This window comes from Agathobaculum sp. (assembly GCF_022775115.1).
GTDB lineage: Bacteria > Bacillota > Clostridia > Oscillospirales > Butyricicoccaceae > Agathobaculum.
Genome location: NZ_JALFLA010000086.1, coordinates 1 through 25286, shown reverse-complemented (window position 1 = coordinate 25286; position 25286 = coordinate 1). Strand labels below are relative to the sequence as shown.

At 63.8% G+C, this 25286-nt stretch carries 25 protein-coding genes; all 25 read right to left on the bottom strand.

Features of this window, described 5'->3' with window-relative positions; genetic code table 11:
- Positions 1-403: 403 nt before the first annotated feature.
- Complete coding sequence (purB, locus tag MR935_RS10360; protein ID WP_290573273.1) at positions 404-1834, bottom strand: adenylosuccinate lyase; 1431 nt, start codon at positions 1832-1834, stop codon at positions 404-406.
- 126 nt (positions 1835-1960) lie between these two features.
- Positions 1961-3154, bottom strand: coding sequence for a pyridoxal phosphate-dependent aminotransferase (locus MR935_RS10355; RefSeq protein WP_290573275.1), 1194 nt, complete (start codon positions 3152-3154; stop codon positions 1961-1963).
- Between the two features lie 165 nt (positions 3155-3319).
- Positions 3320-3979, bottom strand: a complete 660-nt coding sequence (locus MR935_RS10350) for a thiamine diphosphokinase (protein WP_290573272.1) — start codon at positions 3977-3979, stop codon at positions 3320-3322.
- Complete coding sequence (rsgA, locus tag MR935_RS10345; protein ID WP_290573270.1) at positions 3949-4848, bottom strand: ribosome small subunit-dependent GTPase A; 900 nt, start codon at positions 4846-4848, stop codon at positions 3949-3951. The genes MR935_RS10350 and rsgA overlap by 31 nt, the downstream gene beginning before the upstream one ends.
- A gap of 17 nt (positions 4849-4865) precedes the next feature.
- The gene (pknB, locus tag MR935_RS10340) at positions 4866-6887 is read right to left on the bottom strand and encodes a Stk1 family PASTA domain-containing Ser/Thr kinase (protein ID WP_290573268.1); all 2022 of its coding nucleotides are present in this window, start codon (positions 6885-6887) and stop codon (positions 4866-4868) included.
- 6 nt (positions 6888-6893) lie between these two features.
- Positions 6894-7646, bottom strand: coding sequence for a Stp1/IreP family PP2C-type Ser/Thr phosphatase (locus tag MR935_RS10335; protein ID WP_290573266.1), 753 nt, complete (start codon positions 7644-7646; stop codon positions 6894-6896).
- Positions 7647-7676: 30 nt separating this feature from the next.
- Positions 7677-8702, bottom strand: a complete 1026-nt coding sequence (gene rlmN, locus MR935_RS10330; protein WP_290573264.1) for a 23S rRNA (adenine(2503)-C(2))-methyltransferase RlmN — start codon at positions 8700-8702, stop codon at positions 7677-7679.
- The gene (rsmB, locus tag MR935_RS10325; protein ID WP_290573261.1) at positions 8699-10048 is read right to left on the bottom strand and encodes a 16S rRNA (cytosine(967)-C(5))-methyltransferase RsmB; all 1350 of its coding nucleotides are present in this window, start codon (positions 10046-10048) and stop codon (positions 8699-8701) included. The genes rlmN and rsmB overlap by 4 nt, the downstream gene beginning before the upstream one ends.
- Positions 10041-10742 carry a zinc metallopeptidase gene (locus MR935_RS10320; RefSeq protein ID WP_290573259.1) on the bottom strand — a complete coding sequence of 234 codons (702 nt, stop codon included), beginning with the start codon at positions 10740-10742 and terminating at the stop codon, positions 10041-10043. Before MR935_RS10320 ends, rsmB begins: the two co-directional genes overlap by 8 nt.
- A 12-nt stretch (positions 10743-10754) precedes the next feature.
- Positions 10755-11678, bottom strand: coding sequence for a methionyl-tRNA formyltransferase (gene fmt / locus MR935_RS10315; protein ID WP_290573257.1), 924 nt, complete (start codon positions 11676-11678; stop codon positions 10755-10757).
- A complete protein-coding gene (gene def / locus MR935_RS10310) occupies positions 11675-12175 on the bottom strand; it encodes a peptide deformylase (RefSeq protein ID WP_290573256.1) in 501 nt (166 codons plus the stop codon). The genes fmt and def overlap by 4 nt, the downstream gene beginning before the upstream one ends.
- A gap of 33 nt (positions 12176-12208) precedes the next feature.
- Positions 12209-14662, bottom strand: a complete 2454-nt coding sequence (gene priA / locus MR935_RS10305; protein ID WP_290573255.1) for a replication restart helicase PriA — start codon at positions 14660-14662, stop codon at positions 12209-12211.
- 34 nt (positions 14663-14696) lie between these two features.
- Positions 14697-15896: a bifunctional phosphopantothenoylcysteine decarboxylase/phosphopantothenate--cysteine ligase CoaBC gene (coaBC, locus tag MR935_RS10300; RefSeq protein WP_290573254.1), complete on the bottom strand. Its 1200-nt coding sequence runs from the start codon at positions 15894-15896 to the stop codon at positions 14697-14699.
- Between the two features lie 3 nt (positions 15897-15899).
- Positions 15900-16301 (bottom strand): DNA-directed RNA polymerase subunit omega, encoded by a 402-nt coding sequence (rpoZ, locus tag MR935_RS10295; protein ID WP_290573252.1) that lies wholly within the window; start codon positions 16299-16301, stop codon positions 15900-15902.
- Positions 16302-16345: 44 nt separating this feature from the next.
- Positions 16346-16906, bottom strand: a complete 561-nt coding sequence (gmk, locus tag MR935_RS10290) for a guanylate kinase (protein ID WP_442863039.1) — start codon at positions 16904-16906, stop codon at positions 16346-16348.
- The gene (locus tag MR935_RS10285) at positions 16899-17162 is read right to left on the bottom strand and encodes a DUF370 domain-containing protein (protein ID WP_290573250.1); all 264 of its coding nucleotides are present in this window, start codon (positions 17160-17162) and stop codon (positions 16899-16901) included. Before MR935_RS10285 ends, gmk begins: the two co-directional genes overlap by 8 nt.
- A gap of 14 nt (positions 17163-17176) precedes the next feature.
- Positions 17177-18055 carry a YicC/YloC family endoribonuclease gene (locus MR935_RS10280; protein ID WP_290573249.1) on the bottom strand — a complete coding sequence of 293 codons (879 nt, stop codon included), beginning with the start codon at positions 18053-18055 and terminating at the stop codon, positions 17177-17179.
- A gap of 22 nt (positions 18056-18077) precedes the next feature.
- Positions 18078-18584 carry a hypothetical protein gene (locus MR935_RS10275; protein WP_290573247.1) on the bottom strand — a complete coding sequence of 169 codons (507 nt, stop codon included), beginning with the start codon at positions 18582-18584 and terminating at the stop codon, positions 18078-18080.
- A gap of 1 nt (position 18585) precedes the next feature.
- Positions 18586-19221, bottom strand: a complete 636-nt coding sequence (locus MR935_RS10270; RefSeq protein WP_290573245.1) for a J domain-containing protein — start codon at positions 19219-19221, stop codon at positions 18586-18588.
- Entirely contained in the window at positions 19208-20092 is an 885-nt protein-coding gene (locus MR935_RS10265; RefSeq protein ID WP_290573243.1) for a DUF5685 family protein, read from the bottom strand. Before MR935_RS10265 ends, MR935_RS10270 begins: the two co-directional genes overlap by 14 nt.
- A gap of 155 nt (positions 20093-20247) precedes the next feature.
- Complete coding sequence (locus MR935_RS10260) at positions 20248-20661, bottom strand: SoxR reducing system RseC family protein (RefSeq protein ID WP_290573241.1); 414 nt, start codon at positions 20659-20661, stop codon at positions 20248-20250.
- 12 nt (positions 20662-20673) lie between these two features.
- Positions 20674-22263 carry an NAD(P)/FAD-dependent oxidoreductase gene (locus MR935_RS10255; protein WP_290573239.1) on the bottom strand — a complete coding sequence of 530 codons (1590 nt, stop codon included), beginning with the start codon at positions 22261-22263 and terminating at the stop codon, positions 20674-20676.
- Positions 22260-23627 carry a CdaR family protein gene (locus MR935_RS10250; RefSeq protein ID WP_290573238.1) on the bottom strand — a complete coding sequence of 456 codons (1368 nt, stop codon included), beginning with the start codon at positions 23625-23627 and terminating at the stop codon, positions 22260-22262. Before MR935_RS10250 ends, MR935_RS10255 begins: the two co-directional genes overlap by 4 nt.
- Positions 23624-24517 carry a diadenylate cyclase CdaA gene (gene cdaA / locus MR935_RS10245; RefSeq protein WP_290573236.1) on the bottom strand — a complete coding sequence of 298 codons (894 nt, stop codon included), beginning with the start codon at positions 24515-24517 and terminating at the stop codon, positions 23624-23626. The genes MR935_RS10250 and cdaA overlap by 4 nt, the downstream gene beginning before the upstream one ends.
- A gap of 114 nt (positions 24518-24631) precedes the next feature.
- The coding region (locus MR935_RS10240) for an aminotransferase class V-fold PLP-dependent enzyme (protein ID WP_290573234.1) at positions 24632-25286 on the bottom strand (655 nt) is incomplete at its 5' end.

Below are 25286 nucleotides of genomic sequence, written 5' to 3'. Positions count from 1 at the left end.
CAGTATCTACAAATGATTCTCCTGTTAATTCACACAGTTTTATGGAACAGTGGACATAGATGATAAAAGGAGAGACCTATATGCGAAAAGAGGATACTATGTTTGTAAAAGTTCTCCCATATATATTAAAACACTGACTTCTTTTATCAAATTGTTCGCCTGCTTTATCATTCGCCACGCTCTTTTGCGAAAACAGCAGGGACAGGTTATAAAAACCATCCCTGCTGTTAGCATCGCCGCCGGACGGTGAAGCGCTGCAAAAACAGACTCGCCTCACCGCCAACTATCGCACACTTTAGACTTTGACGATTGCACTTTTCGTTGTCCTCTTGCTATATTTCTTCATCAACCGCTAAATGGATATATAACAAAGGCTCCCTTTTGCACAAGGGAGCCTTTACGATTACAGATTGATCTCTACCTGCATTTCCTCGCCATCGAGATAGGGTGCAATGGCAGGGCGGACGCACGCGCGGATAAACTCATCCACCTGAGAGGGGCAGCGGCCGATGTAGTTTTGCGGGTCAAGCTCGGCCTCGATCTCGGCGCGCGTCATGCCAAACAGCGGGTCGGCAGCGATGCGGTCGATCAGGTCGTTATCCAGTCCCTGCTCCTTGATACGCTTGCCCGCGGCCATCGAGTGGGTACGGATGCGCTCATGCAGCTCCTGCCGGTCGCCGCCGCGCTTGACCGCGCTCATCATGATATTCTCGGTCGCCATAAAGGGCAGCTCGTTCATCACGCGCTGGTGGATCACCTTAGGGTACACGACCAGCCCGGAGACGACGTTTATCATGATGTTCAGAATCGCGTCGACCGCAAGGAACGCCTCGGGCACGGAGATACGCTTGTTGGCCGAGTCGTCAAGCGTGCGCTCAAACCACTGTGTCGCCGCAGTAAAGGCGGGGTTGAGGCTGTCGCAGATGACATAGCGCGCCAGTGCGCAGATGCGCTCCGAACGCATGGGATTGCGCTTATACGGCATGGCGGACGAGCCGATCTGGTGCGCCTCGAACGGCTCCTCGATCTCCTTCAAATGCTGTAACAGGCGCAGGTCGGTGGCAAATTTGGAGGCCGACGCCGCGATGCCCGCGAGAGTGGCGAGCGTCTGCGCGTCAATCTTGCGCGAATAGGTCTGGCCGGAGACCGGCACGACGCCCGCAAAGCCGAAATCCGCCGCGATGCGGTTTTCCAGCTCCTTTACCTTGGACTCATCGCCGTCAAACAGCTCCATAAAGGAGGCCTGTGTGCCGGTCGTGCCCTTGGAGCCGAGCATACGCAGGTTTTCGATGCGGAACTCGACCTCACCCAGATCCATCAGCAGCTCGTTCATCCACAGCGTCGCGCGCTTGCCGACCGTGGTCAGCTGCGCGGGCTGGAAGTGCGTAAAGCCCAGTGTCGGCTGCGCCTTGTGCGCCTCGGCAAAGCGGGCGAGCTTATCGAGCACGGTCGCTAGCTTTTTGCGCACGAGCAGCAGCCCCGCGCGGATCTGGATGGTATCGGTGTTGTCGCCCACATAGGCGCTGGTCGCACCAAGGTGGATGATGCCGGCCGCGCTGGGCGCCGCCTTGCCGAAGGTATAGACATGCGCCATCACATCATGGCGCACCTCCTTCTCTCTGGCCTTTGCGGTCTCATAGTCGATGTCGGTCAGATGTGCTTCCATCTCGTCGACCTGCGCCTGCGTGATCGGCAGGCCAAGCGCCATCTCGGCCTTGGCCAGTGACACCCACAGGCGGCGCCAAGTCGAAAACTTCATATCCGCGGAAAAGGTATAGAGCATCTCCTCCGATGCGTAGCGCGAGGAAAGCGGGCTTTCGTACACGTTGTTCATTCGAGTCTTCCTTTCAGATCCATACTCTTTTTCTCAAAAGGCAAAAGAACGGACTGCGGACAGTCCGTTCTTAGTGTAACACCATATGCCGCGTTTTTCAAGCCAAAACATGGCTTTTGCAGGCATTTACGCATTTTTTATGAACGCTTCCAAACGGTCAAGACCCTTGTCGATCTCGTGGAGCGAGGTTGCATAGCTCCACCGGATAAAGCCCGGCGCGGCAAACGCCGTACACGGCACGGTGGCCACCAGCCCCTTTTCCAGAAACAGGTGGGCAAAATCGTCGGCGGATTCGATCCGCTTGCCGTACATCGTCTTGCCGAGAAAGCTCTTCATGTTCATCATCACATAGAACGCGCCCTGCGGCTTGATGCAGGAGACCCCCTCGATGCGGTTCATCCGGTCGACCAGATGGTCGCGGCGCTCCTCAAACGCGCGCTTCATCACCTGCATATCCTCCTGCGGGCCGCGCAGCGCGGCAATGGCCGCGTACTGCGAGATGGTCGAGGGTGCGGAGGTCGAATGGCTCAGGTAGCTGGCCATCACCTTGGCCAGCTGCGGGTTGGAGGCCGTGTAACCGATGCGCCAGCCGGTCATCGCGTAGGATTTGGACACCCCGTTTACGATAATCGTGCGCTCCTTGGTGTCCTCACCCAGCGAGGCGAAGGAGACAAATTCCTTGTCATCATACACCAGATTGCAGTATATCTCGTCAGCGATGACATAGATGTTGCGGCGGCAGCACACCTCGGCGATGGCGGTCAGCTCCTCGCGGGTGTAGACCATGCCGGTCGGGTTGCAGGGAGAGTTGAGCATGAACACCTTGGTTTTGTCCGTGATGGCCGCGTCGAGCTGGGCAGCGGTGATCTTAAAATCGTGCTCCTCCCCGGCGGTGACGATCACGGGCACAGCGCCCGCCTGCTTGACCATTTCGGAATAGCTGACCCAATATGGCGCGCCGATCACGACCTCGTCGCCGGGGTCGCACAGCGTCATCAGCGTCACGTAGACCGAGTGCTTCGCGCCCGAGGCGACCACGATCTGCGCCGGGGTATAGTCAAGGTCAAAGTCCTCCTTGAGCCGGTAGCACGCGGCCTCGCGCAGCGCCATCAGGCCGGCGGCCGGCGTGTAGCGCGTCTGGTTGTCCTCAATGGCCTCGATGCCGGCCTGCTTGATATGTTCGGGCGTAGGGAAATCCGGCTCGCCCGCGCCAAAGCCGACAACGTCCTGTCCCTCCGCCTTCATCTGCTTGAACAGCGCGTCGATCGCAAGCGTGGTCGACGCCTGCACGCCCGCAGCGATCTTGGATATCGGTTTCAATGCCACAGTTCAGCACTCCCTCTGTATTTTTACGTTTCCCGCTGGTTCCTTCTTTTTCTTTTATTATATGCCCGCGCGGCGCGCTTTGCAAGTCCGGCTTTGCAAAACTGCAAAAACCATTTTATAGAAAAAAGCCGCCCCAAAGGGCGGCCCGGTGTGGAACATTCACAAAGCGCGCGGCAGGTCGCGCGAAAAGATGACCAGTGCGCGACCGTTTTCAATCGAAACAGTAAAGACAGGGTCGGTCGCCTCGTTGGATATGGTGACCATGCCGGCGCGGGTGACCGTCGCTCCGCGCAGCGGATACTTGGCGTGCTCGATGGTCACGCCGGTCAGCACCGCATCAAGCGGAATGAGCGAAAAGTACCGGTATGCCGCCGGCATGATGAAATTTTGCCGCCCTCCTTCATGCAAAACAATGCTGTTCTGCCGGTCAAGAACGGTCAGCCGCCCGCCCATCGCCTGCGCCTCCTCCAGCAGCGAGAGGTTAGCCAGCATATGGTCGACGCGCCCGCCCGTTGCGCAGACGAGCGTTGCCTCGCGGCAGCCGCGGCCGAACACCTCCCGCAGACAGCGCTGCGTGTCCGTATCGTCCTTTTCCGGCGTCAGCCGAATGACCTCGCGCCCCTCGACCTCGTCCAGCGAATCGCAGTCCGACACCATCAGGTCGGGATGCAGGCCGAGCGCACGCGCATGGCGCAGCCCACCGTCCGCGCAGACGATCAGCGCCGACGGATGCTCGGCCAAAAAGGCACGGATATAGCCGTACTCCCGCTCGGGCGCGGCCGCAAAGATCAGCGCGTGCCGCCCTTCAAAAGCTCCCATTCCTTCAGATCCTTTACACTTTCATACAGCTTGGCATAGCTGGCGTGCCGGGTGCGGGCGATCTCGCCCGCTTCGACCGCAGCGAGCACGGCGCAGCCTTTCTCCTTGATATGGGCGCAGCCGGTAAAGCGGCACTGACCCAGATAGGGCGCAAACTCGGGAAAGGCGTACTGCAAGTCGTCCGCCAGCACCAGATCCATCTGCTCGGTCTCAAACGAGGAAAAGCCAGGTGTGTCCGCGATGTAGCCGCCGCCCTCGATCGGATGCAGCTCGACATGGCGGGTAGTGTGCTTGCCCCGGCCGATGCGGTCGGAGATCGCGCCGACCGCCGCGCCGAACTGCGGGTCGATGCGGTTGAGCACACTCGACTTGCCCACGCCCGAGTTGCCTGCGAAGGCCGACACCTTGCCCCGGATGCGCGCCCGGAGCGTGTCGATGCCTGCGCCTGTCCGCGCGCTGACGCGCAGCACTTCGATGCCGCTGCTGCGGTAGGCCGCAAGAAGCGCATCACCCGGGTCGACATCGGTCTTGTTGATAACGACCAGCGCGTCCATCCCCTTGTGCACGGCGATGGCCGTCACCTTGTCGATCAGAAACGGGTCGGTCACCGGCGGCGCGGCCGAGGCGACTGCGACCAGCATATCCAGATTAGCCACCGCCGGGCGCACAAGCGCGTTTTTGCGCGGCGCGATGTCCAGCAGATAGCCGGTGCCGTCCTCCGGCTGCAGCGCAAGCTGCACGCGGTCGCCCACAATGGGCTTGCCGACCGTTCTACGGAATTTACCCCGCGCTTTGCACGCGATCAGGCCATCGGCCGTATCCACATAGTAGAAGCCGCCGACTCCCTTGAGAATGATCCCTTCGCTCAAAAAATACGCCCCTTCTCTCAATTGAACGTGTAGATCGAGGTATTTGCGTTGCCGTCGATACTGACCGTGACCTCGTGCTGACCGGCCGGTGCGGTCAGCGCAACCGTGACTGTGCCGCCCGCATCGGTGTGCGTTTGGTCATACTTTACCTCGCCGTCAACCAGAATGATGACGTGGGTCAGGTCGCTCCCCTCAGGCAGCGCCACCTGCACGCTCGCCCTGCCCATCACCGGCTCGACCGGCGCGTCGGGCGGCTGGTCGCCACCGGTATTCTCCGGCGGCTCAGGCTGCGGCTCCTCTTCCTTTTTGCCACCCGATATCTGCACATTGATAACCGTGCCCTCGGGCACCGCGCTGTTTCTGGCGGTCGACTGCCAGACGACCGTACCCTTTTCCGCCGTGCTCTCGATCAGATCGATCGAGCCGAGCGTCAGCTTTTTGGCCTCAAGCGCCTTTCTGGCCTCGCTCTCGGTCAGGCCGAACAGGTCGGGCACCTGCGTCTCGCGCGTCTCCTTGCCCCGGCTGATATAGATGGTCAACGTCGCGCCCTTTTCCAGCTCCTGCCCTGCGGGCGGGTCGGTGCGCGTGACCAAGCCCTTCTCCACCTCGTCGGAAAATTCCTCTGCTGTGCGGTAGGACACCTCATGCTCACCCAGAACGGTCGTCACATAATCGAGCTTTTTGCCCTTGAAGTCAACGATCTTATAGGTATCCTTGATGTTCTCCCCGCCGGCGGATACGGTCAGCTCCAGATTGGTGCCCTTGGCCACCTTTTTGCCGGGGTCGACGCTCTGCCTCAATATCTCACCCACCGGGCGGTCAGAGGGGATGCGCGTACCGGCCTCCCGGATGGTGAACAGCGCGGTCGCCTCGGGGTCATTCATCACCTCGTCGATATATTTGCCGACGAAGGACGGCACGGCCACCTTTTCCTCCCCGTTATTCCCGGCGAACAGCAGCAGTCCAGCCACGACCAACGCGATGACTGTGAACACCGCCACCGCAATGCCCGCAGCAAGGCCGGGACGCTCGGCCATCCGGTCGAAAAAGCCTTCCGGCTCGGGCGCGGCAGTCGGACTTTGCCGGTGCGGCGGCATACGGTCGCGCACAGGCGATACCGGCGTGCGGCGCGCGGCCTGCTGCACCGCGCGGCCGAGCACCTGCGTTTGGCCGCTCTCATCGTCCGGGTTGGTATAGCGGAACTGCGCGTCCGGATCAGACTTGAGCCGCTCCAGATCGGCGTACAGCTCCTCTGCCGAGGCATAGCGCTTGGCCGTGTTGGCGCACATCGCGTGCATCACCACTTCGTCCATGCCCGCGGGCACATCGGGCGCAAGCTCGCTCGGCGCGAGCGGCACGGCATTCAGGTGCTGCATAACGACCTGCAAGGCGGTCTCCCCCTCAAAGGGCAGCTTGCCGGTCAGCATTTCATACATCACAACGCCGAGCGAATAGATATCCGTCCGGTAGTCGATTTTTGAGCCCTTGGCCTGTTCGGGCGAGATGTAGTGCACCGAGCCGATGGCCTCCTGCACCACGCGCGTCTCCTGCGTTGTCGCAAAGGAGGCGATGCCGAAATCGGTCAGCTTGGCCGTGCCGTCGCGCAGGATGATGACGTTCTGCGGCTTGATATCCTGATGGATGATGCCCCGCGAATGCGCGTGTACCAGCGCACGGCAGATCTGCTGGGCAAAGAACAGCGCCTCCTGCCACGGCAGGCGGCCCTTTTTGCGCAGGTATTCCTTGAGGGTGACGCCCTCGATCAGCTCCATGACGATATAGTCCACGCCGCCCTCGCTGCCCACATCGAACACCGACACGATGTTGTGGTGCGACAGCTTGGCGACCGCCTGCGATTCGTTTGAAAAGCGGCGGCGGATATCGGGGTCCTTGGCGTATTCGTCCTTGAGCACCTTGACGGCCACATAGCGCCCGAGCACGGTATCCCGCGCGCGGTAGACCACCGCCATGCCACCTACGCCGACCACGTCGATGATCTCATACCGGCCGCCGAGCCATTTGCCGATATACTTATCCATGCGGGGTCACGCCTCCTCTCCCGCGCCGCGGGTGAACAGCGCAACCGTGATATTGTCCCTGCCGCCGCCCGCCAGCGCAAGGCTGAGCAGCGCCTCGCCCGCCAGCGCGAGCGTATCCGCGCGCTTGATCGTGCGCGCAATAGCTTCATCCTCGGCCATGCCGGTCAGGCCGTCCGTGCAGAGCAGCAGCACCTCGTTTTCAGCCAGCCGGGTCTCAAACAGGTCGCCCTCGACCGTCGGCTCAACGCCGACCGCGCGGGTGATCAGGTTTTTCTGCGGGTGCGTGCGCGCAGCCTCCTCGGTCAGACGGCCGCGGCGGCGCATCTCGGCCACATAGGAGTGATCGTCGGTCAACTGATGCAGGCGCGCGCCGTCAAACAGATAGGCGCGGCTGTCGCCCACGTTCAGCACGGTCGCGCTGCCGCCCCACACCAGCGCGGCGACCAGCGTCGTGCCCATGCCGCGAAACTCGGGCTGGCGGCCAGCCAGCGTGAACACGGTTTCGTTGGCGGCGGCCAGCGCGGCGGTCAGCAGCCTGCGGCGGGTCTGCTCATCGAGCGCGCCGCCCAGCGCGGGCGCCACAGCATCGGTGAACGCCTGCGCGGCAAAGCGGCTGGCCACGTTGCCGGCGTTCGCGCCGCCCATGCCGTCACACACGACGAGCAGCGCGGCGCCGTTGTCCTCCCGCGCTTCGATCTGGTATATATCCTGATTGGTCGGGCGCACGCGCCCCTTATCCGTCAAACCGAAAAATTCCACTTATGTCACCTCGCGTATTGAATATAGCGCTCACGTCTCCAGCTCCCTGCGCCGCAGCTGACCGCAGGCCGCGTCGATATCCGGGCCGAGCCTGCGGCGCACAGTCGCAGTCACGCCGTGTTTTTGCAGCGCCGCCTGAAACCGCCGCACCGCGTCCTTGGACGAGGGCGAGAGCGGGCTTTCGGCCACTTCGTTGAGCGGAATCAGGTTGACATGCGCCGGACGGCCGCGCAGCAGCCTTGCCAGCCTTTCGGCCTGCCACGGGCGGTCGGTCTTATCCCGCGCCATCATGTATTCATAGGAGATGCGGCGGCCTGTTTTATCAAAATAGTAGTTGCAGGCGCGCATCAGCCGCTCGATGGGATAGGCGCTGTTGACCGGCATGATGGCCGAGCGCGTCTCATCATCGGGCGCGTGCAGCGAGACAGAAAGCGTGATCTGCAATTTTTCCTCCGCTAACCTCTCTATTTTATCAGCAATTCCGCTGGTTGACAAGGAGATATGCCGCTGGCCGATGTTGAGCCCCTCCGGGCAGCTGACCAGCCGCAAAAACCGCAGCACCTGCTCGTAGTTGTCCAGTGGCTCGCCCGTACCCATGAGCACGATGTTGCTGATCTTCTCACCGCTGTCCTGCTGCATGAAGAGCACCTCGTCGAGTATCTCGCCCGCGGACAGCTGCCGCTTCAGGCCGTTTAAGCCGCTCGCGCAGAATTTGCAGCCCATGCGGCAGCCCACCTGCGTGGATACGCAGGCCGTGTTGCCGTGCTCATAGTGCATCAGTACCGATTCCACGCAGTCGCCGTCCCGCATCCGCCACAGGTACTTGACCGTGCCGTCTATCCGGGACACCTGCTTGCGCGCCACCTCGGGCACGGTCAGCACATAGCGCGCGGCAAGCGCGGCGCGCAGCTCTTTGGAGAGATTACTCATCTGGTCAAAAGAGCGCACGCCCTCATGCAGCCACTTGAATATCTGCCCCGCGCGGAAGGGCTTTTCGCCCATCGCCCGCAGCTCGTCTTTCAGCTCGTCGATCGTCAGGTTTTTGATCTCCGTCATGGTTTTTTCCTCATTTTTGCGATAAAGAAGCCATCTGTGTCGTGCCGGTGCGGCAGTAGCGTCATCATGCCGTCCCCGGCCGCGCCGCACACCGGATGCGACCATGCCGCCGGCTCAAAGCCGTCGTTTTCCGCCAAAAAGGCACGCACGACCGCTTCGTTCTCCCGCCGCAGAATGGTGCAGGTCGAATAGACCAGCGTTCCCCCCGGCTTGACATACCGCGCGCAGTTGCGCAGTATATCCGCTTGCAGCGCGGGCAGCGCTTCAAGTGCCGCCGGGTCCTTATAGCGTATTTCGGGCTTTTTGCGGATGATACCAAGGCCCGAACACGGTACGTCGCACAGTACCCGGTCGGCCATGCCGCGCCATTCCTCGCGCGGCTGCGCGGCGTCCTGCAAGACCGTTTCGATGCTCGAAAGCCCCAGCCGCGCCGCACCCTCCTGTATCCGCTTGAGCTTATGCTCGTAAACATCGCACGACAGCACACGGCCGCAGTCGTCCATCGCCCCGGCGATGGCAAAGCTTTTGCCGCCGGGCGCAGCGCAGCAGTCGAGCACAGTCTCGCCCGGCTGTGCGCCCACGACCGCCGCCGCCAGCGCGCTCGCCGCATCCTGCACGGTCAGCCTGCCCGCCGCAAAGGCGGGCAGCGCGGTCACGTCGCCGCCGCTGCACAGCAGGATATCGGTAAATGCGCGGTGCGGCACGGCGGTAATGCCCGCCTGTGCAAGCTCCTCCCGCAGCGCTGCGGGCGATGCTTTCCGCGTGTTGACGCGCACCGAGACGGGCACCTCGGCGTTATCCGCCCGGCACAGCGCCTCGGTTTCCTTTTCACCGAACTGCTGCGTCCACAGCTGCACCAGCCACGCCGGGTGGCTGTATTTGAGCGCGTAGTAGCTCTGCTTATCCGGGCAGTCGAGCGCGGGCAGCGCGCCCGCCTGCGCCGCCCGTGCCGCGCCGCGCAGCACGGCGTTGGCAAAGGCGACCGTGCGCTCGTTTGCGCGGCAGTGCTTTTTGACCAGCGCCACCGTTTCATCCACCGCAGCGTGTGCGGGTATCCTATCCAGCAGAACCAGCTGGTACAGGCCGAGCCGCAGACAGATGCGCACACGCGGCGCGATTTTTTTGAGCCGTACGCTGGAAAACCGGCGCAGATACCAATCGAGCAGCAGCTCGTTTTGCACTGTGCCGTAGGTCAGCCGTGCGGCAAGCGCCGCATCGCGGCCGGTCAGCCCCGCGCGGGACAGGTAGAAGCGCAGCGCGCCGTCCGACCACGCGCCGTCCTCGGCCATCGAGAACAGCGCGAAGGCTGCGGTCTCGCGCGGTGTGCGCGGGCGCGCGTCAATCATTGCGCCGCCGCCCGCCAAACAGCAGAACAAGGCGCAGCAGCTGCGCTAGCGACACGGCCAGCGCCGCCACATAGGTCATCGCGGCCGCGCGCAGCGTTTTCTGTGCCATCGGGTACTCGTCGGCGGTCAGCAGGCCGGTTTGCTCGATGGCGGCCAGCGCGCGGTTGGAGGCGTTGACCTCGACCGGCAGCGTGACCAGCTGAAACACGGTTGACAGCGCAAACGCCCAGATTCCGATGTCGATCAGTATACCGTAGTTGAAAATCAGGCCGAGCAGCAGCAGCGGAAGCGCCGCGCGCGAGCCGAACTGCGTCACCGGAATGATGGCCGCGCGCAGCTTGATCGGCGCGTAGCCCATGGCATACTGCACGGCATGCCCGGCCTCGTGCGCGGCCACGCCGACCGACGCGACCGAATCCGAGCCGTACACCGCGCTCGACAGACGGATAACGTTTGTGCGCGGGTCGTAGTGGTCGGTCAGCCTGCCCGCCACATGCTCGATGCGCACACCGCTCACGCTGTTTTGGCGCAGCACGGCCTCGGCCGCCTGCGCGCCCGTGATGCCGCGCAGATTGCGCACCTTGGCATAGCGGTTGAAAGTAGAATTGACGCTCGACTGCGCCCAGAACGCCAAAATGATGCAGGGCAGCACGAGCACCAGATAATACATGTCAAATCCATAATAATACGGCATAGCAACCTCCTGTTATACGCCCAAAACCGTTCCTTTTTCGACCGCGTGGCCGCGCAGGAAATCGGCGCTCCGCATCCGCCTGCCGCCGACCGCCTGTATCTCCTCCAGCCGCAGCGCGCCCGTGCCGCAGGCAACGGTTAGTCCGACTTTGGGGTCGCTCTCGATGACCTCACCCGGCTTGCCCGCACCCGCGCAAGGCATGGCGGCATAGATCTTCAGCCGCTCGCCCGCGAGCGTCGTCAGCGCCACCGGCCACGGGTTGAGTCCGCGGATCAGGCAGTCGATCTGATGCGCGGGCTTTGTCCAATCGATGACCGCCAGCTCCTTGTCCAGCAGCCGCGCGTAGCAGCTTTGCGCATCGTCCTGCGGGCGCGGCACGATCGTGTCGAGCCGTTCGACCGTTTCGGCCAGCAGCCTTGCGCCTTCGACCGCCAGCCGGTCAAACAGCTCGCCCGCAGTCTCCCGCGCGCCGACCGGCGTTTGATAGGTCAGCAGCATATCGCCGGTGTCCAGCCCCTCATCCATGCGCATGGTGGTCACGCCCGCAGTCTTATCGCCCGCGATGACTGTCCACTGGATGGGCGCCGCCCCGCGCCAGCGCGGCAGCAGCGAGCCGTGCACGTTGACGCAGCCGCGCGGTGGGATATCGAGCACAGCGCCCGGCAGCAGCTTACCATAGGCCACAACGGCGATCAGCGTGGGCGCAAGCGCGCGCAGCCTTGCCTGCTCTTCCTCGCTTTTGAGCGTTTTCGGCTGATAGACCGGGATGCCGTGCCGCACGGCCAGTTCCTTGACCGGCGGCGCGGTCAATATCTGCCGCCGCCCCTGCGGCTTATCCGGCTGGGTGTACACCGCACACACCTCATGTCCGGCATCCAGCAGCGCTTGCAGGCTTGGCACGGCGAAATCCGGCGTGCCCATAAAGACGATCCTCATTCCACACAGTCCTCATTGTCCCCGGACAGCTCGGCCGGGTCAATATATTCTTCCACCTTTTCGGTGAAAAGATGCCCGTCCAGATGCTCGGTCTCGTGGCAGAAGCACTGGGCAACCATGCCCTCGCCCTCGCGCTCAAACCAGTTGCCGTGCCGATCCTGCGCGCGGATCTTCGCCCAAGTGGGGCGGGTGACATAGCCGTACACACCCGGCACCGACAGGCAGCCCTCGACGCGGCGCTCCTCGCCGCGCTGCTCGATCACCTCGGGGTTGACCAGCTCGACCACCTCTTCCGGCTCTTTGTTGATATCCAGCAGCACGACGACGCGGCGCAGCACGCCGACCTGCGGCGCGGCCAGCCCGACACCACCCGACTGCGCGAGCGTCTCACGCATGTCATCGAGCAGCATGTGCAGGCGCTCGTCAAACTTTTCTACCTTGCGGCTGCGCTTTAACAGCTGCTCGTCGCCCTGCTTGAGGATGTTGCGTATTGCCATATTCCATTCTCCTTGTCTCAGTTTTCCGTATATTTACAGCTCGGGGCTTCCATCAGCAAACAGCGTCACCCCGCGGTTTTTAGAATCTCGTAAAAATTCGCGCGTCACGCCCGCGATCAGTGCGCGCCAGCGCGGGCTGTCCGCAGCGCGCAGGGTCAGATGGTAGCGGTAGCGTCCCATTACGCGCACGACCTGCGCCGCCGCCGGCCCCAGCACGGGCGTTTTCACATCGGCGTACTGCCCTTCCATCAGGCTTTGCAGCCGTGTTTTGAGCGCAAGCAGACTTTGCAGCACTTGCTGCTCGACCTCGCCCGTCGCGGTCAGCGCGGTCAGCCCGCACACAGGCGGGCAGCGCAGCGCCTGCCGGGTCTCCAGCTCACGCGCGAAGAAGGCCTCATAGTCCTGCCGTGCCGCGTCCAGAATGACCGGATGGTTTGGGCTGTACGTCTGGATGACGGCTTTGCCCGTGTCAAACCGCCGTCCCGCCCGACCGACCACCTGCGTGACGAGCGAAAACGTGCGCTCACGCGCGCGGTAGTCCTGCGCGTACAGGCTCTGGTCGGCATCGAGCACGCCTACCAGCGTCACCTTGTCAAAATCCAGTCCCTTTGTCACCATTTGGGTACCGAGCAGGATATCGGCTTCGCCCCCGGCAAATTTAGCGAGCATTTTCTCATGCGCGCCCTTGACGTGCATGGTATCCGCGTCCATGCGCAGCACCCGGGCGGCGGGCAGCTTGTCGTGCAGCTCCTGCTCGACCTTTTGCGTGCCGGGCGTTTCGGTGAACAGACGCTCGCCACCACACACAGGGCAAGTGCCGGTGATTTTGACCGACGCGCCGCAGTAGTGGCACATCGCGCGACTCGAGGCCGAGTGGTAGGTCATCGTCGTCGAGCAGGAGGGGCAGTTGGGCATCCAGCCGCACAGCGCGCAGCCGATCACGCGACTGTTGCCGCGCCGGTTGAGAAACAGGATAGCCTGCCGCCCCTTGTGCAGCGTTTCAGTCAGCTCATTTTCAAGCAGCGGGCCGATCACACCGGCACTTCCTTCGCGCGCCAGTCCACGCATATCCGCGATGACCACCTCAGGCAAGGCGGTGCCCATAAACCGCTCGGTGAGCGTGAACACCGGGTATTTGCCCTGCTTTGCGCCGTACCAGCTCTCGACCGCAGGCGTGGCCGAGCCGAGCACGAGCAGCGCGTTGTGCTGCGTAACGCGGTACTTGGCCACGTCGCGCGCATGGTAGCGCGGCGACTGCTCGGAGCGGTACGCGCCGTCCTGCTCCTCGTCGATGATGATAAGACCGAGGTTTTCCACCGGCGCGAACACGGCCGACCGCGTACCGATCACGACGTGCGCCGCGCCTGTTTTGATCCGTTTGAAGCTGTCGTACCGCTCGCCGACCGACAGCGCCGAGTGCATGACCGCGATCTTGTCGCCAAACTGCGCGGCAAAGCGGCGGATGACCTGTGGGGTCAGGCCGATCTCGGGCACGAGCACGAGCGCGCCGCGCCCCTGCGCAAGCGCCCGTTCGATCAGCTTGAGGTAAACAGCTGTCTTGCCGCTGCCGGTCACGCCGAACAACAGCGCGGCGCGGGGCGCGTCCTCGTCGAGCAGCGCGGCCATGCCCTCGTACACCTGCTGCTGCGCGGCAGACAGCACGGGCGGCGCGGCGCGCTCGACCTCGGAAAAGTCCGGTGTACGCAGGCGCTCCTCATACCGCACCCGCAGCAGCCCCTTTTTGACCATGTCGCGCAGCGCCGCGTCGCCCACGCCGGTCATATAACCAAGCTCTTTCTGGCTCATCCAACCGCCGTCTGCCAATATGCTCACCACATCCAGCCGCGCCGGGCTGCGCTTGCCGACGCGGCGCGCGGCCTCGCCGGCCTCCATATCGAGTGCGAGCATTTTTTCGGTTTTATCACCCGACACGCGGGATGTGTTGCTGCGATAGGTGAGCACGCCCTCGCCCGCGAGCGCGTCAAGCACGCGCGTCACACTCCGCCCGCCCAGCCGGGCGCGGATATCGGCTGCCGCAAGCGTCTGCCCCGACCGGTCGAACAGACGCAGCGCCGCGCCCGCGTCCCCCTCGCGCGCGTGCAGCGCGGCAAGGTCGGCCTCCGCCGAGAGCGTGTACGTCTCATTCCGCTTGAACCACACCCCGGCGGGCAGCATGGCGTGTACGCAGTCGAAAAAGGTGCAGTACAGCCGCTCACGCATCCACGCGGCAAGCTTCAGCTGCTCGGCGGTCAGGAGGGGCGTGTCATCGAGCACCTCGACCACCGGCTTGAGCTTGTGCCCGCCGCTGTCCTGCGGAAAGGCGAGCACAATGCCTTCCGCCCGTTTATTGCCAAAGCCGAACGGCACGAGAACGCGGCTGCCGAGCAGCACCTGTTCCCGCAGCTCGTCCGGCACACGGTAGGAATATAGCTTATCTATCGCAAAGGTCGCCGCGTCCACGGCGACGGCGCAGATGGTCTCAGCCAACGGGCACACCTCCCTTCGGTCGCGGCAAGGCCGTTCACTCCGCCGCCAGCGCCAGCAGCCGGTCGAAGATCAAATCGGCCAGCGCCTCCTTGCGCATCAGCGGCGGATACTCGACGCGCCCGTCCGCGAACAGCAGCACGGCGCGGTTGGTATCGGTCTGAAAGCCCGCGCCCTCGTCCCGCAGCGAATTGGCGACCAGCATATCGCAATGCTTGCGCTGCAACTTGCCCGACGCGTTTTCCAGCAGGTTCTGCGTTTCCATCGCAAAGCCGCATAAGAGCTGTCCCGGGCGCTTGCAGCTGCCGAGCGCGGCCAGAATATCCGGGTTGCGCGTCAGCTCGACCGTCAACTCGTCCGCGCCTTTCTTCATTTTCTCCTCGGCCATATGCGCCGGGCGGTAGTCGCCCACGGCGGCGGCCTTGATGATAAAGTCCTGCCCGACCGCACGCGCCAGCACCGCGTCATACATCTCCCGCGCGGATACAACGCGCACGAGCGTCACGCCGGCGGGCGTGTCCAGCGCGGTCGGCCCGGAGACCAGCGTTACCTCGGCCCCGCGCATGGCGGCACGGGCTGCGAGCGCATAGCCCTGCTTGCCCGAGGAATGGTTGGACAGGTAGCGCACCGGGTCGAGCGCCTCCTGCGTCGGCCCGGCGGTGACCAGCACGCGCCGCCCCTGCAAATCTTGCGGGGTGAGCGCCTTTTCGATGCCGTGCAGCAGCGCGGCCGTGTCGGCCAGCTTGCCGCGGCCATCGTCCCCGCAGGCCAGCCGCCCCGCCGCGGGGTCGACAATATGAAAGCCGCGCGCCCGGAGCGTCTCCAGGTTGCGCTGCGTCGCCGGATTGTCATACATGCCGGTGTTCATCGCGGGCGCTATGACGACCGGCGCCCGCGTAGCCAGCAGCGTGGTCGACACCATATCGTCCGCGATGCCGTGCGCCGCCTTGGCGATGATATTGGCCGTCGCTGGTGCGATCACGAACACATCCGCCGCCTTGGCCAGCGCGATATGCTCGACCTCCCACGCGAAATCGCGGTCGAACGTATCGACCACGACGCGGTTTGCCGACAGCGTTTCAAACGTCATCGGCGTGATGAACGCGGTGGCCGATTCGGTCATCAGCACACGCACCGCCGCGCCCGCGTGGCGCAGCTTGCTGACCAGATCCGCGGCTTTATATGCCGCGATGCCGCCCGTTACGCACAGGACGACCGTTTTTCCGGAAAGGCACATGCTTTACCGGTCCTCCTCCGGCACATCGCCGTCGTCCAGCTCCTCGTCGTCAAAGTCGTCAAACGGGCGCAGCTCGTCTTCATCCTTATCCTCGATGCGCTCGCCGTCTTCGTCTTCGTCTTCCTCGTCCTCTTCGTCAAGGTCGATCGCGTCCACATCGACCATCGCGGCCGCGATGGCGTTGTTCTGCGGGATGATGACCGGCGTTGTGCGCGGGCCGGGACGATAAACGACCGAACCCTCCGCGATCTCATCGAGCGCCAGCTTGACCGCCTTGTCAGACAGCTGCTCACCGCTTTCCTCGGCCTGATCGGCAATATCGCGCGCGCGCTGCGCGGCCAAATTGACGAGCAGATAGCGGTTGCCGACACGTTTCATCAGTTCCTGCATCGAAGGTTTCAGCATAGTGTGTTTTCTCCTTTATTTCCCTGAATAGATATGGTTTTTACTTATGTGCGCCGCGCCGCAAGGATGCCATGCAGCTCGCGCACGGCGCGGTCGATTTGGTCGTTTACCACAATGTGGTCAAACGCATCCTGCTGCCGCATTTCCTCCCGCGCGGTCTTCAACCGCTTTTGCACCTTTTCCTCGCTTTCCGTGCCGCGCCCGCGCAGGCGCGCGGCCAGCTCCTCAAACGACGGCGGCGCAATGAACACCAGCACCGCGTCCGGCCGCTTGCGCTTGACCTGCATCGCGCCCTGCACCTCGATCTCGAGGATAACGTCCAGTCCCTCACGCAGCTTGTCGTCGACCGGGGCTTCGAGCGTGCCGTAGCTGTTGCCCACATAGGTTGCGTGTTCGAGAAAAGCGTTTTCCTGCACCCGGCGGTCAAATTCCTCCCGCGAGAGGAAATAGTAGTGTACACCGTCCTGCTCACCCGGGCGGGGGCCGCGTGTGGTCGCGGAAACCGAAAGGAAGAGCCGGTCGTCCTCCTGAAGCAGCCGCGCCAGCAGCGTGCCCTTACCCGCGCCCGACGGGCCGGTGAAAATATACAAAGTGCCCTTACGCATCCTCGCCGCCTCCTTCTGTCGTCTCGCCCGCAAAGCGCGCGGCGACCGTTTCCGGCTGCAGCGCGCTGAGCACCACATGATCGCTGTCCATAATGAGCACGGCGCGGGTGCGGCGGCCGTAGGTGCCGTCCACCACCATGCCGCGGTCACGCGCCTCCTGCACCGTGCGCTTGACCGGCGCCGAATCCGGGCTGACGATGGCGATCAGCCGCGCCGCCGAGACCATGTTGCCAAAACCGATGTTGATGAGTTTCACCGCGCCGCCCCCTTTTATTCAATATTCTGTATCTGCTCGCGTATCTTTTCGATCTCGCCCTTGATATCGACCACAAGGCGCGCCATTTCCACATCGTTGGCCTTCGAGCCGATGGTATTGGCCTCGCGGTTCATCTCCTGCACCAAAAAGTCCAGCTTGCGGCCGACCGGCTGCTTCTCCTCTAGCATCAGGCCGAGCTGATGCAGGTGGCTGCGCAGGCGGACGGTCTCCTCGTCCACGGCGGTCTTATCCGCGTAGATGGCCGCCTCGGTCACGATACGGGTCTCGTCCACGCCCGCGTCAGCCAGCACCTCGCGCATCCGGGCGAGCAGCCTTTCGCGGTATTCGCGCACCCGCGCGGGCGCGCGTGTCTCGACCTCGCCCACCAGCGCCTCGATCGCGGCGCAGCGAGCGCGCACATCGTCAGCCAGCCTTGCACCCTCGCGCAGACGCATCTGGTCAAAGCTATCGCAGGCGGCAGCGAAGACTGCCGTCACATCGCCGGTCAGCTCGTCCGCGTCCTGCTCGACGCGCTCCGAGCCGAGCACGTCGGGCAGCTTGGCAAGGGTCATGGCGGTCACGTCCTCCCGCAGGCCGTAGGTCTGGGCAAGCTCGCGCAGCGCGGCCAGATAATGCGCGGCCAGCGCGTGGTTTACCGTCACATTGACCGCGCCGCCCCCCTCGACCTCGACGGCGACGAACACCTCCACCTTGCCGCGGGCGATGCGCGCGGCGGCCGCCTTTTTCACGGCCTCCTCCAGAAAGCTGTACTGCCGCGGCGCCTTGACCGCACAGTCCAGATAGCGGTGGTTGACCGCGCGCAGCTCGACGGTAATGGTCTTGCCGCCGCGCTGCTCCTTGGCGCAACCGTAGCCGGTCATACTTTTCATCATGCGTTATCCCCTTCTTAAGCCCTTAATCGGGCGGCAGCGTGCTTTGCAAGCGCGCAATCAAGCGCGACAGCCCAATGTCATAAAACCAAAAGATGATGTTGGCGGCCACGCACAGCAGCGCCAGCCGCGTCCAGCCGCGCGGCATCAGCCACGGCAGCAAGCCCTGCCGCACCAGCAGCAGCGCCGCCGCGAGCAGCACATTCCAATAAGCCAGCTTGCACCACCGCTGCATGCGGCGCGGCACACGCGCCTCGACCGCGTATTTCAAAATAGGGTATAGTCCCCCAAAAACGGCATAACCCAACACTATGCTCTTGCGCGGCACAACAAGCGCCGCCAGCGCGGCCGACGCAGCATACAGCAGCACGGCCGCGCGCAGTCCACCGTTCCGCATCAGCGGCACAGCCGTGCTCACCCCGGCGATCACGCACGCCGCCGCGCCCATCCACGGCCAAACGCTCCCCCCATACAGCAGGGCGACGGCCACGGCCGCAAGCAGGCCGCCCCGCGCCATCTCACGCGCGCTCAACTCAGCAGCCGCCTCCGCAGCAGGCATTCAGGCAGCAGTTGCAAATGGCCATCTGCACACAGCAGTCGCACACATTGGCCTCGGCCATCGGCCGGTAGCCGCCATAGCCGCCCGACATATTCAGATTGTTGAGTGCCGTGCGGTACTCACCGTTGAGCGGGTCCATCTGGCAAGCCTGCGTATAAGCGCGGCCGGCCTCGTCGTACCAGCCCTTGCGGTGGTACACCGTGCCCATCAGGAAGAACCATTCAGCATCCCGCTCGGTCGAGCGCTGCAGCAGAGACTCCGCAAGGCCGAGGTTGCGCTGGTTGATCGCCAGACGCACCCGGCTGTACAGCGCGGCATTCGGCCCTGCATAGGCGTTCTGCCCCGCATAAGAACCGTATTGCTGCTGCCCGGCGGCAGAGCCGTATTGCTGACCGTCCGCACCGGACGCGCCCCCGGCGCGCCCCGCCCGCTCGTTCATGATCATGTCGTAGGCCTCGTTGATCTCCTTCATGCGCGCCTCGGCCAGATCGGCAAGCGGATTGTTGACATAGTTGTCGGGGTGGTATTTGCGCGCCAGCTCGCGGTAGGCGCGCTTTACATCGTCATCGCTCGTCTGCGGCGTAACGCCCAGCACCTTATAGGGATCCATGCTTGCCCCATCCTCCGTTCGTCTGGTATGTGCCGTCCAGCACCTGCCGGGTGACGACCGGCATACCCAGAAAAATAATATTGCGGATCAGCTCCGCGTCCTGCCGTGCGTCAAGCAGGTCAAACGCCATGCACACATCGGCAAGCGAACGCTCCAGCGTGCGCTCGAGCGGCTCTTTTATCTCTGTCAGGTCGGCGGTGCGCAGCCCATAGCGGCGCACAACGGGATTATAACTCCCGGCCTTGATATCCTCGCCGGCGTCCTGCGCGGCATCCAGCAGGTACAGCCAGCGGCCGATGTGGTAAAACATCTGCCGCAGCACGCGCTCGCGGCTGTCCCCCGTATGCGGCACGGCGGCAGCGGTCAGTCTGGCCGAGGCATCTGCCGCGCGATCCATCGAGTCGCAGTTTTGCTGCTCAAGCATGTGCAGCGCGGCAAGCGCCTCGACCATCTCAGCATTGGCGTCGGGCAGGCGCGCGCTGGCCTTGCGGTAGCCCCGACGGCCGAGCAGGCACAGCAGCCTTGCGGCAAGGCGCTTGATGCCCCGCTCATCCCGCACGCTGTCCTGCAATTTGTGGTAGGTCAGCAGCACGCTGACATCAGCCGCGCGCGTAAGCGCCGCATCGGTCTCCGCGCAGGACTGCCTGACCAGCGGATGGGCAGCGCAGCGCTTTTGGCAGGGCGGCGCAGCGCTTTGCTCGCCGCAGCCGATGACCAGCGCAAAAAAGGTCATATCATAGCTCAAAAACAGGGTATAAAAGTGGCCGTACTGCGCGCGGATCGTGTGGCACAGCCCGCAGTACACCTGCCGGAACCGCTCCGCCTCCTTGACGCGCAGCTCAGCCTTGACCGGACGGATAAAGCCAAACATTGCAAGTCCCTTTCGCACCGCGCGGCGCGCGGTTGTTTGTCATCGGACGCGGGACGGCGTACCCGCCCAGCGGATGCAATGAATATAATTCTACCGAACTTTTACCGATAAGACAAGAGAAAAGCGAAAGAAACCCGCAAAAATTCATAAAAAATTCAGAGCCGCCGGACGATCTCAAACGGTATCGCACCCCGGCGCTTCATCCCGCGGCTATACAGCACAGCACCCAAAATGCCGCACAGAAACAGTATCCCGCCGAGCAGCGCGCTCATCCCGCCGCCCGCGTGCAGCAGGCCGCCGATGCCGTAGCCGATGAAAAACAGCACAAGCGGCAGCAGGTAGACCAGCATGGCAAAGCCGAGCACCTGCCCGGTCTCGCCCTCGATCAGCACCCGCTCGCCCACCTGCGCGTCTGCGCGGTTGCGCGCGGTAACGTACAGGATCTGCGTCTCCAGCCCGCCGCAGCCACCGCACTTGGCGCAGTCGTGTCCGCAGGCCGAGCGGCGCGTGACCTCGATCTCGGCCATGCCGTCCGGCAGCAGCTTTTTTATCGTTCCCTGTTGGGTCATCATATTCCCTCCTCAGCCCAAAACGGGCGCAAATTCTTCCATAATACGGTGCGCGGCCTTAATGCCGTCCACCGCGGCCGACATGATGCCGCCCGCGTAGCCCGCACCCTCGCCGCAGGGGATGAGACCGGCACAGCCAAGGCCGAATAGGTCAATCCCGCGCGTGATGCGTACAGGCGACGAGGTGCGCGTCTCCACGCCGGTCAGCAGCGCGTCCGGCGCGTCAAAGCCGCGTATCTTCCGCCCGAAATACGGCAAACTGTCCCGCAGCATGGCCTGCGCGAAGGGCGGCAGACAGGCGGCGGCCTCTCCGTACACCACACCGAGCGGATAGCTCGGCTCGACCGTGCCCGCGCGCCGGGTCGTCCTGCCCGCGAGAAAGTCACCCACGCGCTGGCAGGGCGCGCGGTACGAACCGGTCTGCGCATAGGCCGCGCGCTCGATTTGCCGCTGCAAGGCAACGCCGCCGAAGGGCGTGCCGTCGGCAAAATCCGCCGGCTCGACCGAGACGGCAAGCGCGGCGTTTGCGTTTCTGCCGTCGCGCGCATGGTAGCTCATACCGTTTACGACAATCGTCTCCGGCTCGCTTTGCGCCGCGACGACCACACCACCCGGACACATGCAGAACGAGTAGCAGGCCCGTCCTCCCTCACGGCGGGACAGGTTGTATTCGGCGGGCGGCAGCAGCGGATGCCCGGCCAGCGCGCCGTACAGCGCGCGGTCAAGCGCGCTTTGCAGATGCTCGATGCGCACACCGACCGAAAACGCCTTCGGTTCAAAGTATACCCCGTTTTGGTGCAGCGCCGCAAAGGTGTCCCGCGCCGAATGGCCGACTGCCAACACGGCTCGCTCGCAGGCGAGCATATCTCCGCCCGCCTCTACCGCGCACAGCGCGCCGCCGCGCAGTCGAACGCCGGTCAGCGCCGTGTGAAAGCGCACCTCTCCGCCGTTCTGCACGATATCGTGCCGCATGGCGCGCACGACGTTTTTTAAGATATCCGTGCCCACATGGGGCTTTGCTTTTTTGACGATATCGCCCGGCGCGCCGTGCGCGGCCAGCGTTTCCAGCACGGTGTCGCAGAGCGGGTCACCGATGCGGGTGGTCAGCTTGCCGTCCGAATACGCGCCCGCGCCGCCCTCGCCGAACTGGATGTTGCTCGCCGGGTCAAACGCGCCGCCCGACCAGAACGCCTCGACCGCCCGGTCGCGCGCGGCAAGGTCGCCGCCGCGCTCCAACACAAGCGGCGCATAGCCATGCTTGGCCAGCGTGTACGCGGCAAACAGTCCGGCAGGCCCCAGTCCGATGACCACCGGCCGGTGCGCCAGCCGCTTGCCGCCGCACGGCACGGCCGGTTTTTCGTTGGATTTATAGCGCACGGTGGGTATTTGCAGCTTGTCCACCCACGCCTGCTCGTCCACCGGCGCATCCAGCCGCACCGAGTACACGCGGGTGATCTTGCCGCGCCGCGCGTCGATGCTGACGCGGCAGACGGCGGCCTGCGTCTCGTCCGAGACGAGGCCGGTCAGCCGGCGCGCCTGATGCAGCGCCAGTTCCTCCGGCTCGTCAAACGGCAGGCGGATGCCTGTGACCAGAATGCTCATGCAGCGCTCCCGCCTTCTCCGTCCGGTGCGTCCGTAGGCATCATGCCTTCCGCGCCTCCCCCGTCCGGCGTGCCCCCCGCGTCTCCCGCGGGGTCTTCGCCCGTGTCCGAGCCTGTCCCGGTGATCTCGATCATCACCTGCACATCCTCCTCGACCAGCGCCACGCCTGCCGGCAGACCGGATACCACAACCACGCCCTTGATCGAATGGGTACCCGCGCCAAGAGCGGACGAGTCAAAGGTCAGCCCAATCTTAAAGCTGTTCGCATCGACCTCGGCCAGCGCGCTCTCGCTGCCGCGCAGCTCGACCTCGACCTGCGGGGTAACGACTGCGGTCTGATACGCGCCGGTGTCGGCCGCCGTATCGGTCGGCACAAAGCTGGTTACCTGCAGCTTACGGGTCGAAACGCCGTCGACCGTGACGGTCACCTTGGCGTATTGGGGCTGCCCCTCGTCCAGCCGGACGCCATCGGGCAGCGGGATGCGTATTTCGAGCGGCACATCAATTTTGATGCTGCCAAGGTCGATCTCGCCGAGGTTGATGACGCTCATGCCCGCAATGACATTCGGGTCGCCCACCACATTGATGCTGCCCGGCTCAATGCTGACCTTGGTCTGCGCGGCGCTGACCGTGCCGCCATCCTTGAGGGTGACGGTCAACGGGATGGTCTCGATCGGATAGACCGGCAGACGCACCTTGATCTTGCCTGTTTTGCAGGTGACATGGCCGTTCGTGATCGGCTGCCCCGCGTCACTGTACAGTGTCAGCGCGCAGTCCTCGGTCACCGTGGCCTGTCTGCCCTCCGCGCTGATGACAGCATAGGCGTATGCCACACCGTCCAGCTCGGAGGCCGGCCCCTCGATGGTCACCCGGTCGGTGGTGACCGGCTCGGGCTTGCCGATGCGGTAGCCGTTTGCCGGTGTGCCCGCGGCATCGACGCGCACCGGTACGGTGGCCGTCGTCACCTTATCCACCCGCACATGGATCGAGCGCGGCGAGATACTGCTCACCTCTACGCCCGCGCGCGAAACCACGACGCTGACAGCAAGGTCGTACTCGCCCGGCTCGCTGATGCCGGATAGGTCGATCTCGGCCGTGATGCGCCGCCGCAGATCGTCCTTGTTCTGTATCTGGTTGCGCGGCCCGCTCACCTGCACGAACACGCCGTCGGCCTCGGCCTCGATCAGCGACAGGCCGTGTACAGCCAGCAGCTGGCTCTCTCCCTTTACTGTGACCGGAAAATCAGAAAAGCTGACCGTGCGGTTGGGGTTTTCCTCATCCATCACGATCGCCCACAAAACAAACGCCAGCACGAGCGACAGCAGGCGCAGCCAAATATCATGCTTTTTGATGAACTGGCTCATTTGCCCGCGCCCCCCTTCCACATGTTGCGCAGGGCGGTCAGGCGGCTTTCCCGTTTATCGCCGCCCAACAGCTCGGCCTCGAGCACCTTGCGCAGCACCTCGACCGGCAGATGGCGCTTGAGCATGCCGCCGATGGCGACCGAGATCGCGCCCGTCTCCTCGCTGACGACGACCAGCACACTGTCGGCCGATTCGCTCATGCCGACGGCGGCGCGGTGGCGCGTGCCGAGGTCGCGCGACAGGTTCTGGCTGCCCGAGAGCGGCAGCACGCAGCCCGCGGCGTATATGCGCCCCTCGCGCACGATCATGGCGCCGTCGTGCAGCGGGCTGTTTTTGAAAAAGACGTTTTTGATGACCTCGGGCGAGGGCAGCGCATCCACCAGCGTACCGGTGGCGACGATCTCGCCCAGCCGCTCATGCCGCTCAAACACGATCAGCGCGCCCGTTTTGCTGGCCGACATATCCGCGCAGGCCGACACGGCTGCGTCGATCGCGGCCTGCACCGCGCCGGGATCGCCCGAGGAAACAAAGAGGCGGCTCAAGCTGCCCTTGCCCACCTGCTCGAGCAGGCGGCGCAGCTCGGGCTGGAAGATGATGACCAGCATGAACGGCGCATAGGTAAACACCATGCGCAGGATAAAGCTGATGGTGGTCAGCTCCATCGCGCTGGTCAGCAGCAGCGCCGCCGCCAGCACGATGATGCCCTTGATGAGCCGCTCGGCGCTGGTGTCCTTGAGCAGCTTCATCAAGCGGTACATGATGTAGGCCACGAGCAGGATATCCACCACGTCCACAAAGGATATCGTCGTCAGCCCTCTGAAATCCGGCACCAGCTCATCGAGCCGTATCGTGAAAAAATCGCCGGAGAAAAGGTTTTGTAAATTCTCCATAAATCGACCTGTCCTGTTTCAAGCTCCGTTTTTTTGCGCCAAATCCACGCGCGTACTTACTAATTTATTATATTACCACAAATCCCCCGCGCTGTATAGCGCCGGTATGCGTTTTCACAGATTTTTTACCGTCTCGCGCAGCACGCCCGCCGCCTGCTCGAGCTGGCGCGCGGTCGAATAAAAGGACATGGAAAAGCGAACCGTACCGGTCTGCTCGGTGCCCGCTGTGCGGTGGGCGAGCGGCGCACAGTGCAGTCCCGCCCGCACGGCGATCTGCCGCCGCGCGAGCGCGTCGGCTAGCGTTTCGCACTTCACACCGCGCACACGCAGCGACAGCACGCCGGTCTGCGACGGGTGGGCAAAGCATTCGATGCGCTCCTCGCGCGACAGCGCGCGCGCAAACTCGGCGGCGAGCCTCCGCTCATGCTTTAATATGCGCGCCGTGCCAACCGCGCGCACGAATGCGATGCCGGCCGCCAGCCCCGCCGCGCCCGGCACGTTGGGCGTGCCGCTTTCGAGCGCGTCGGGCAGAAAATCCGGCTGCTCCATCTGCTCGGACAGGCTGCCCGTACCACCTGCGAGCAGCGGCCGCGCCGCGATCCGGTCGTCCAGCGCAAGCAGCAGTCCCGTGCCCTGCGGGCCGTACAGTGCCTTGTGGCCGGGCATACACACCGCGGCCAGACAGGGGTATTTGCCCACGTTGATATCCAGTATGCCCGCCGATTGAGATGCATCCAAAATCAGCGGCACGCCCCGCGCCGTGAGCAGC

Coding starts and splice junctions, on each gene's coding strand:
- fmt (WP_290573257.1), bottom strand. CDS start 11,678: ATGAGGATCGTCTTTATGGGCACGCCGGATTTCGCCGTGCCAAGCCTG.
- MR935_RS10250 (WP_290573238.1), bottom strand. CDS start 23,627: ATGAGCCAGTTCATCAAAAAGCATGATATTTGGCTGCGCCTGCTGTCG.
- coaBC (WP_290573254.1), bottom strand. CDS start 15,896: ATGTGCCTTTCCGGAAAAACGGTCGTCCTGTGCGTAACGGGCGGCATC.
- MR935_RS10255 (WP_290573239.1), bottom strand. CDS start 22,263: ATGAGCATTCTGGTCACAGGCATCCGCCTGCCGTTTGACGAGCCGGAG.
- def (WP_290573256.1), bottom strand. CDS start 12,175: ATGGCAATACGCAACATCCTCAAGCAGGGCGACGAGCAGCTGTTAAAG.
- gmk (WP_442863039.1), bottom strand. CDS start 16,906: ATGCGTAAGGGCACTTTGTATATTTTCACCGGCCCGTCGGGCGCGGGT.
- MR935_RS10280 (WP_290573249.1), bottom strand. CDS start 18,055: ATGATGAAAAGTATGACCGGCTACGGTTGCGCCAAGGAGCAGCGCGGC.
- MR935_RS10265 (WP_290573243.1), bottom strand. CDS start 20,092: ATGTTTGGCTTTATCCGTCCGGTCAAGGCTGAGCTGCGCGTCAAGGAG.
- MR935_RS10270 (WP_290573245.1), bottom strand. CDS start 19,221: ATGGATCCCTATAAGGTGCTGGGCGTTACGCCGCAGACGAGCGATGAC.
- MR935_RS10260 (WP_290573241.1), bottom strand. CDS start 20,661: ATGACCCAACAGGGAACGATAAAAAAGCTGCTGCCGGACGGCATGGCC.
- MR935_RS10320 (WP_290573259.1), bottom strand. CDS start 10,742: ATGCCGTATTATTATGGATTTGACATGTATTATCTGGTGCTCGTGCTG.
- rsmB (WP_290573261.1), bottom strand. CDS start 10,048: ATGATTGACGCGCGCCCGCGCACACCGCGCGAGACCGCAGCCTTCGCG.
- rlmN (WP_290573264.1), bottom strand. CDS start 8,702: ATGACGGAGATCAAAAACCTGACGATCGACGAGCTGAAAGACGAGCTG.
- purB (WP_290573273.1), bottom strand. CDS start 1,834: ATGAACAACGTGTACGAAAGCCCGCTTTCCTCGCGCTACGCATCGGAG.
- MR935_RS10350 (WP_290573272.1), bottom strand. CDS start 3,979: ATGGGAGCTTTTGAAGGGCGGCACGCGCTGATCTTTGCGGCCGCGCCC.
- cdaA (WP_290573236.1), bottom strand. CDS start 24,517: ATGGAGAATTTACAAAACCTTTTCTCCGGCGATTTTTTCACGATACGG.
- pknB (WP_290573268.1), bottom strand. CDS start 6,887: ATGGATAAGTATATCGGCAAATGGCTCGGCGGCCGGTATGAGATCATC.
- rpoZ (WP_290573252.1), bottom strand. CDS start 16,301: ATGCTGAAACCTTCGATGCAGGAACTGATGAAACGTGTCGGCAACCGC.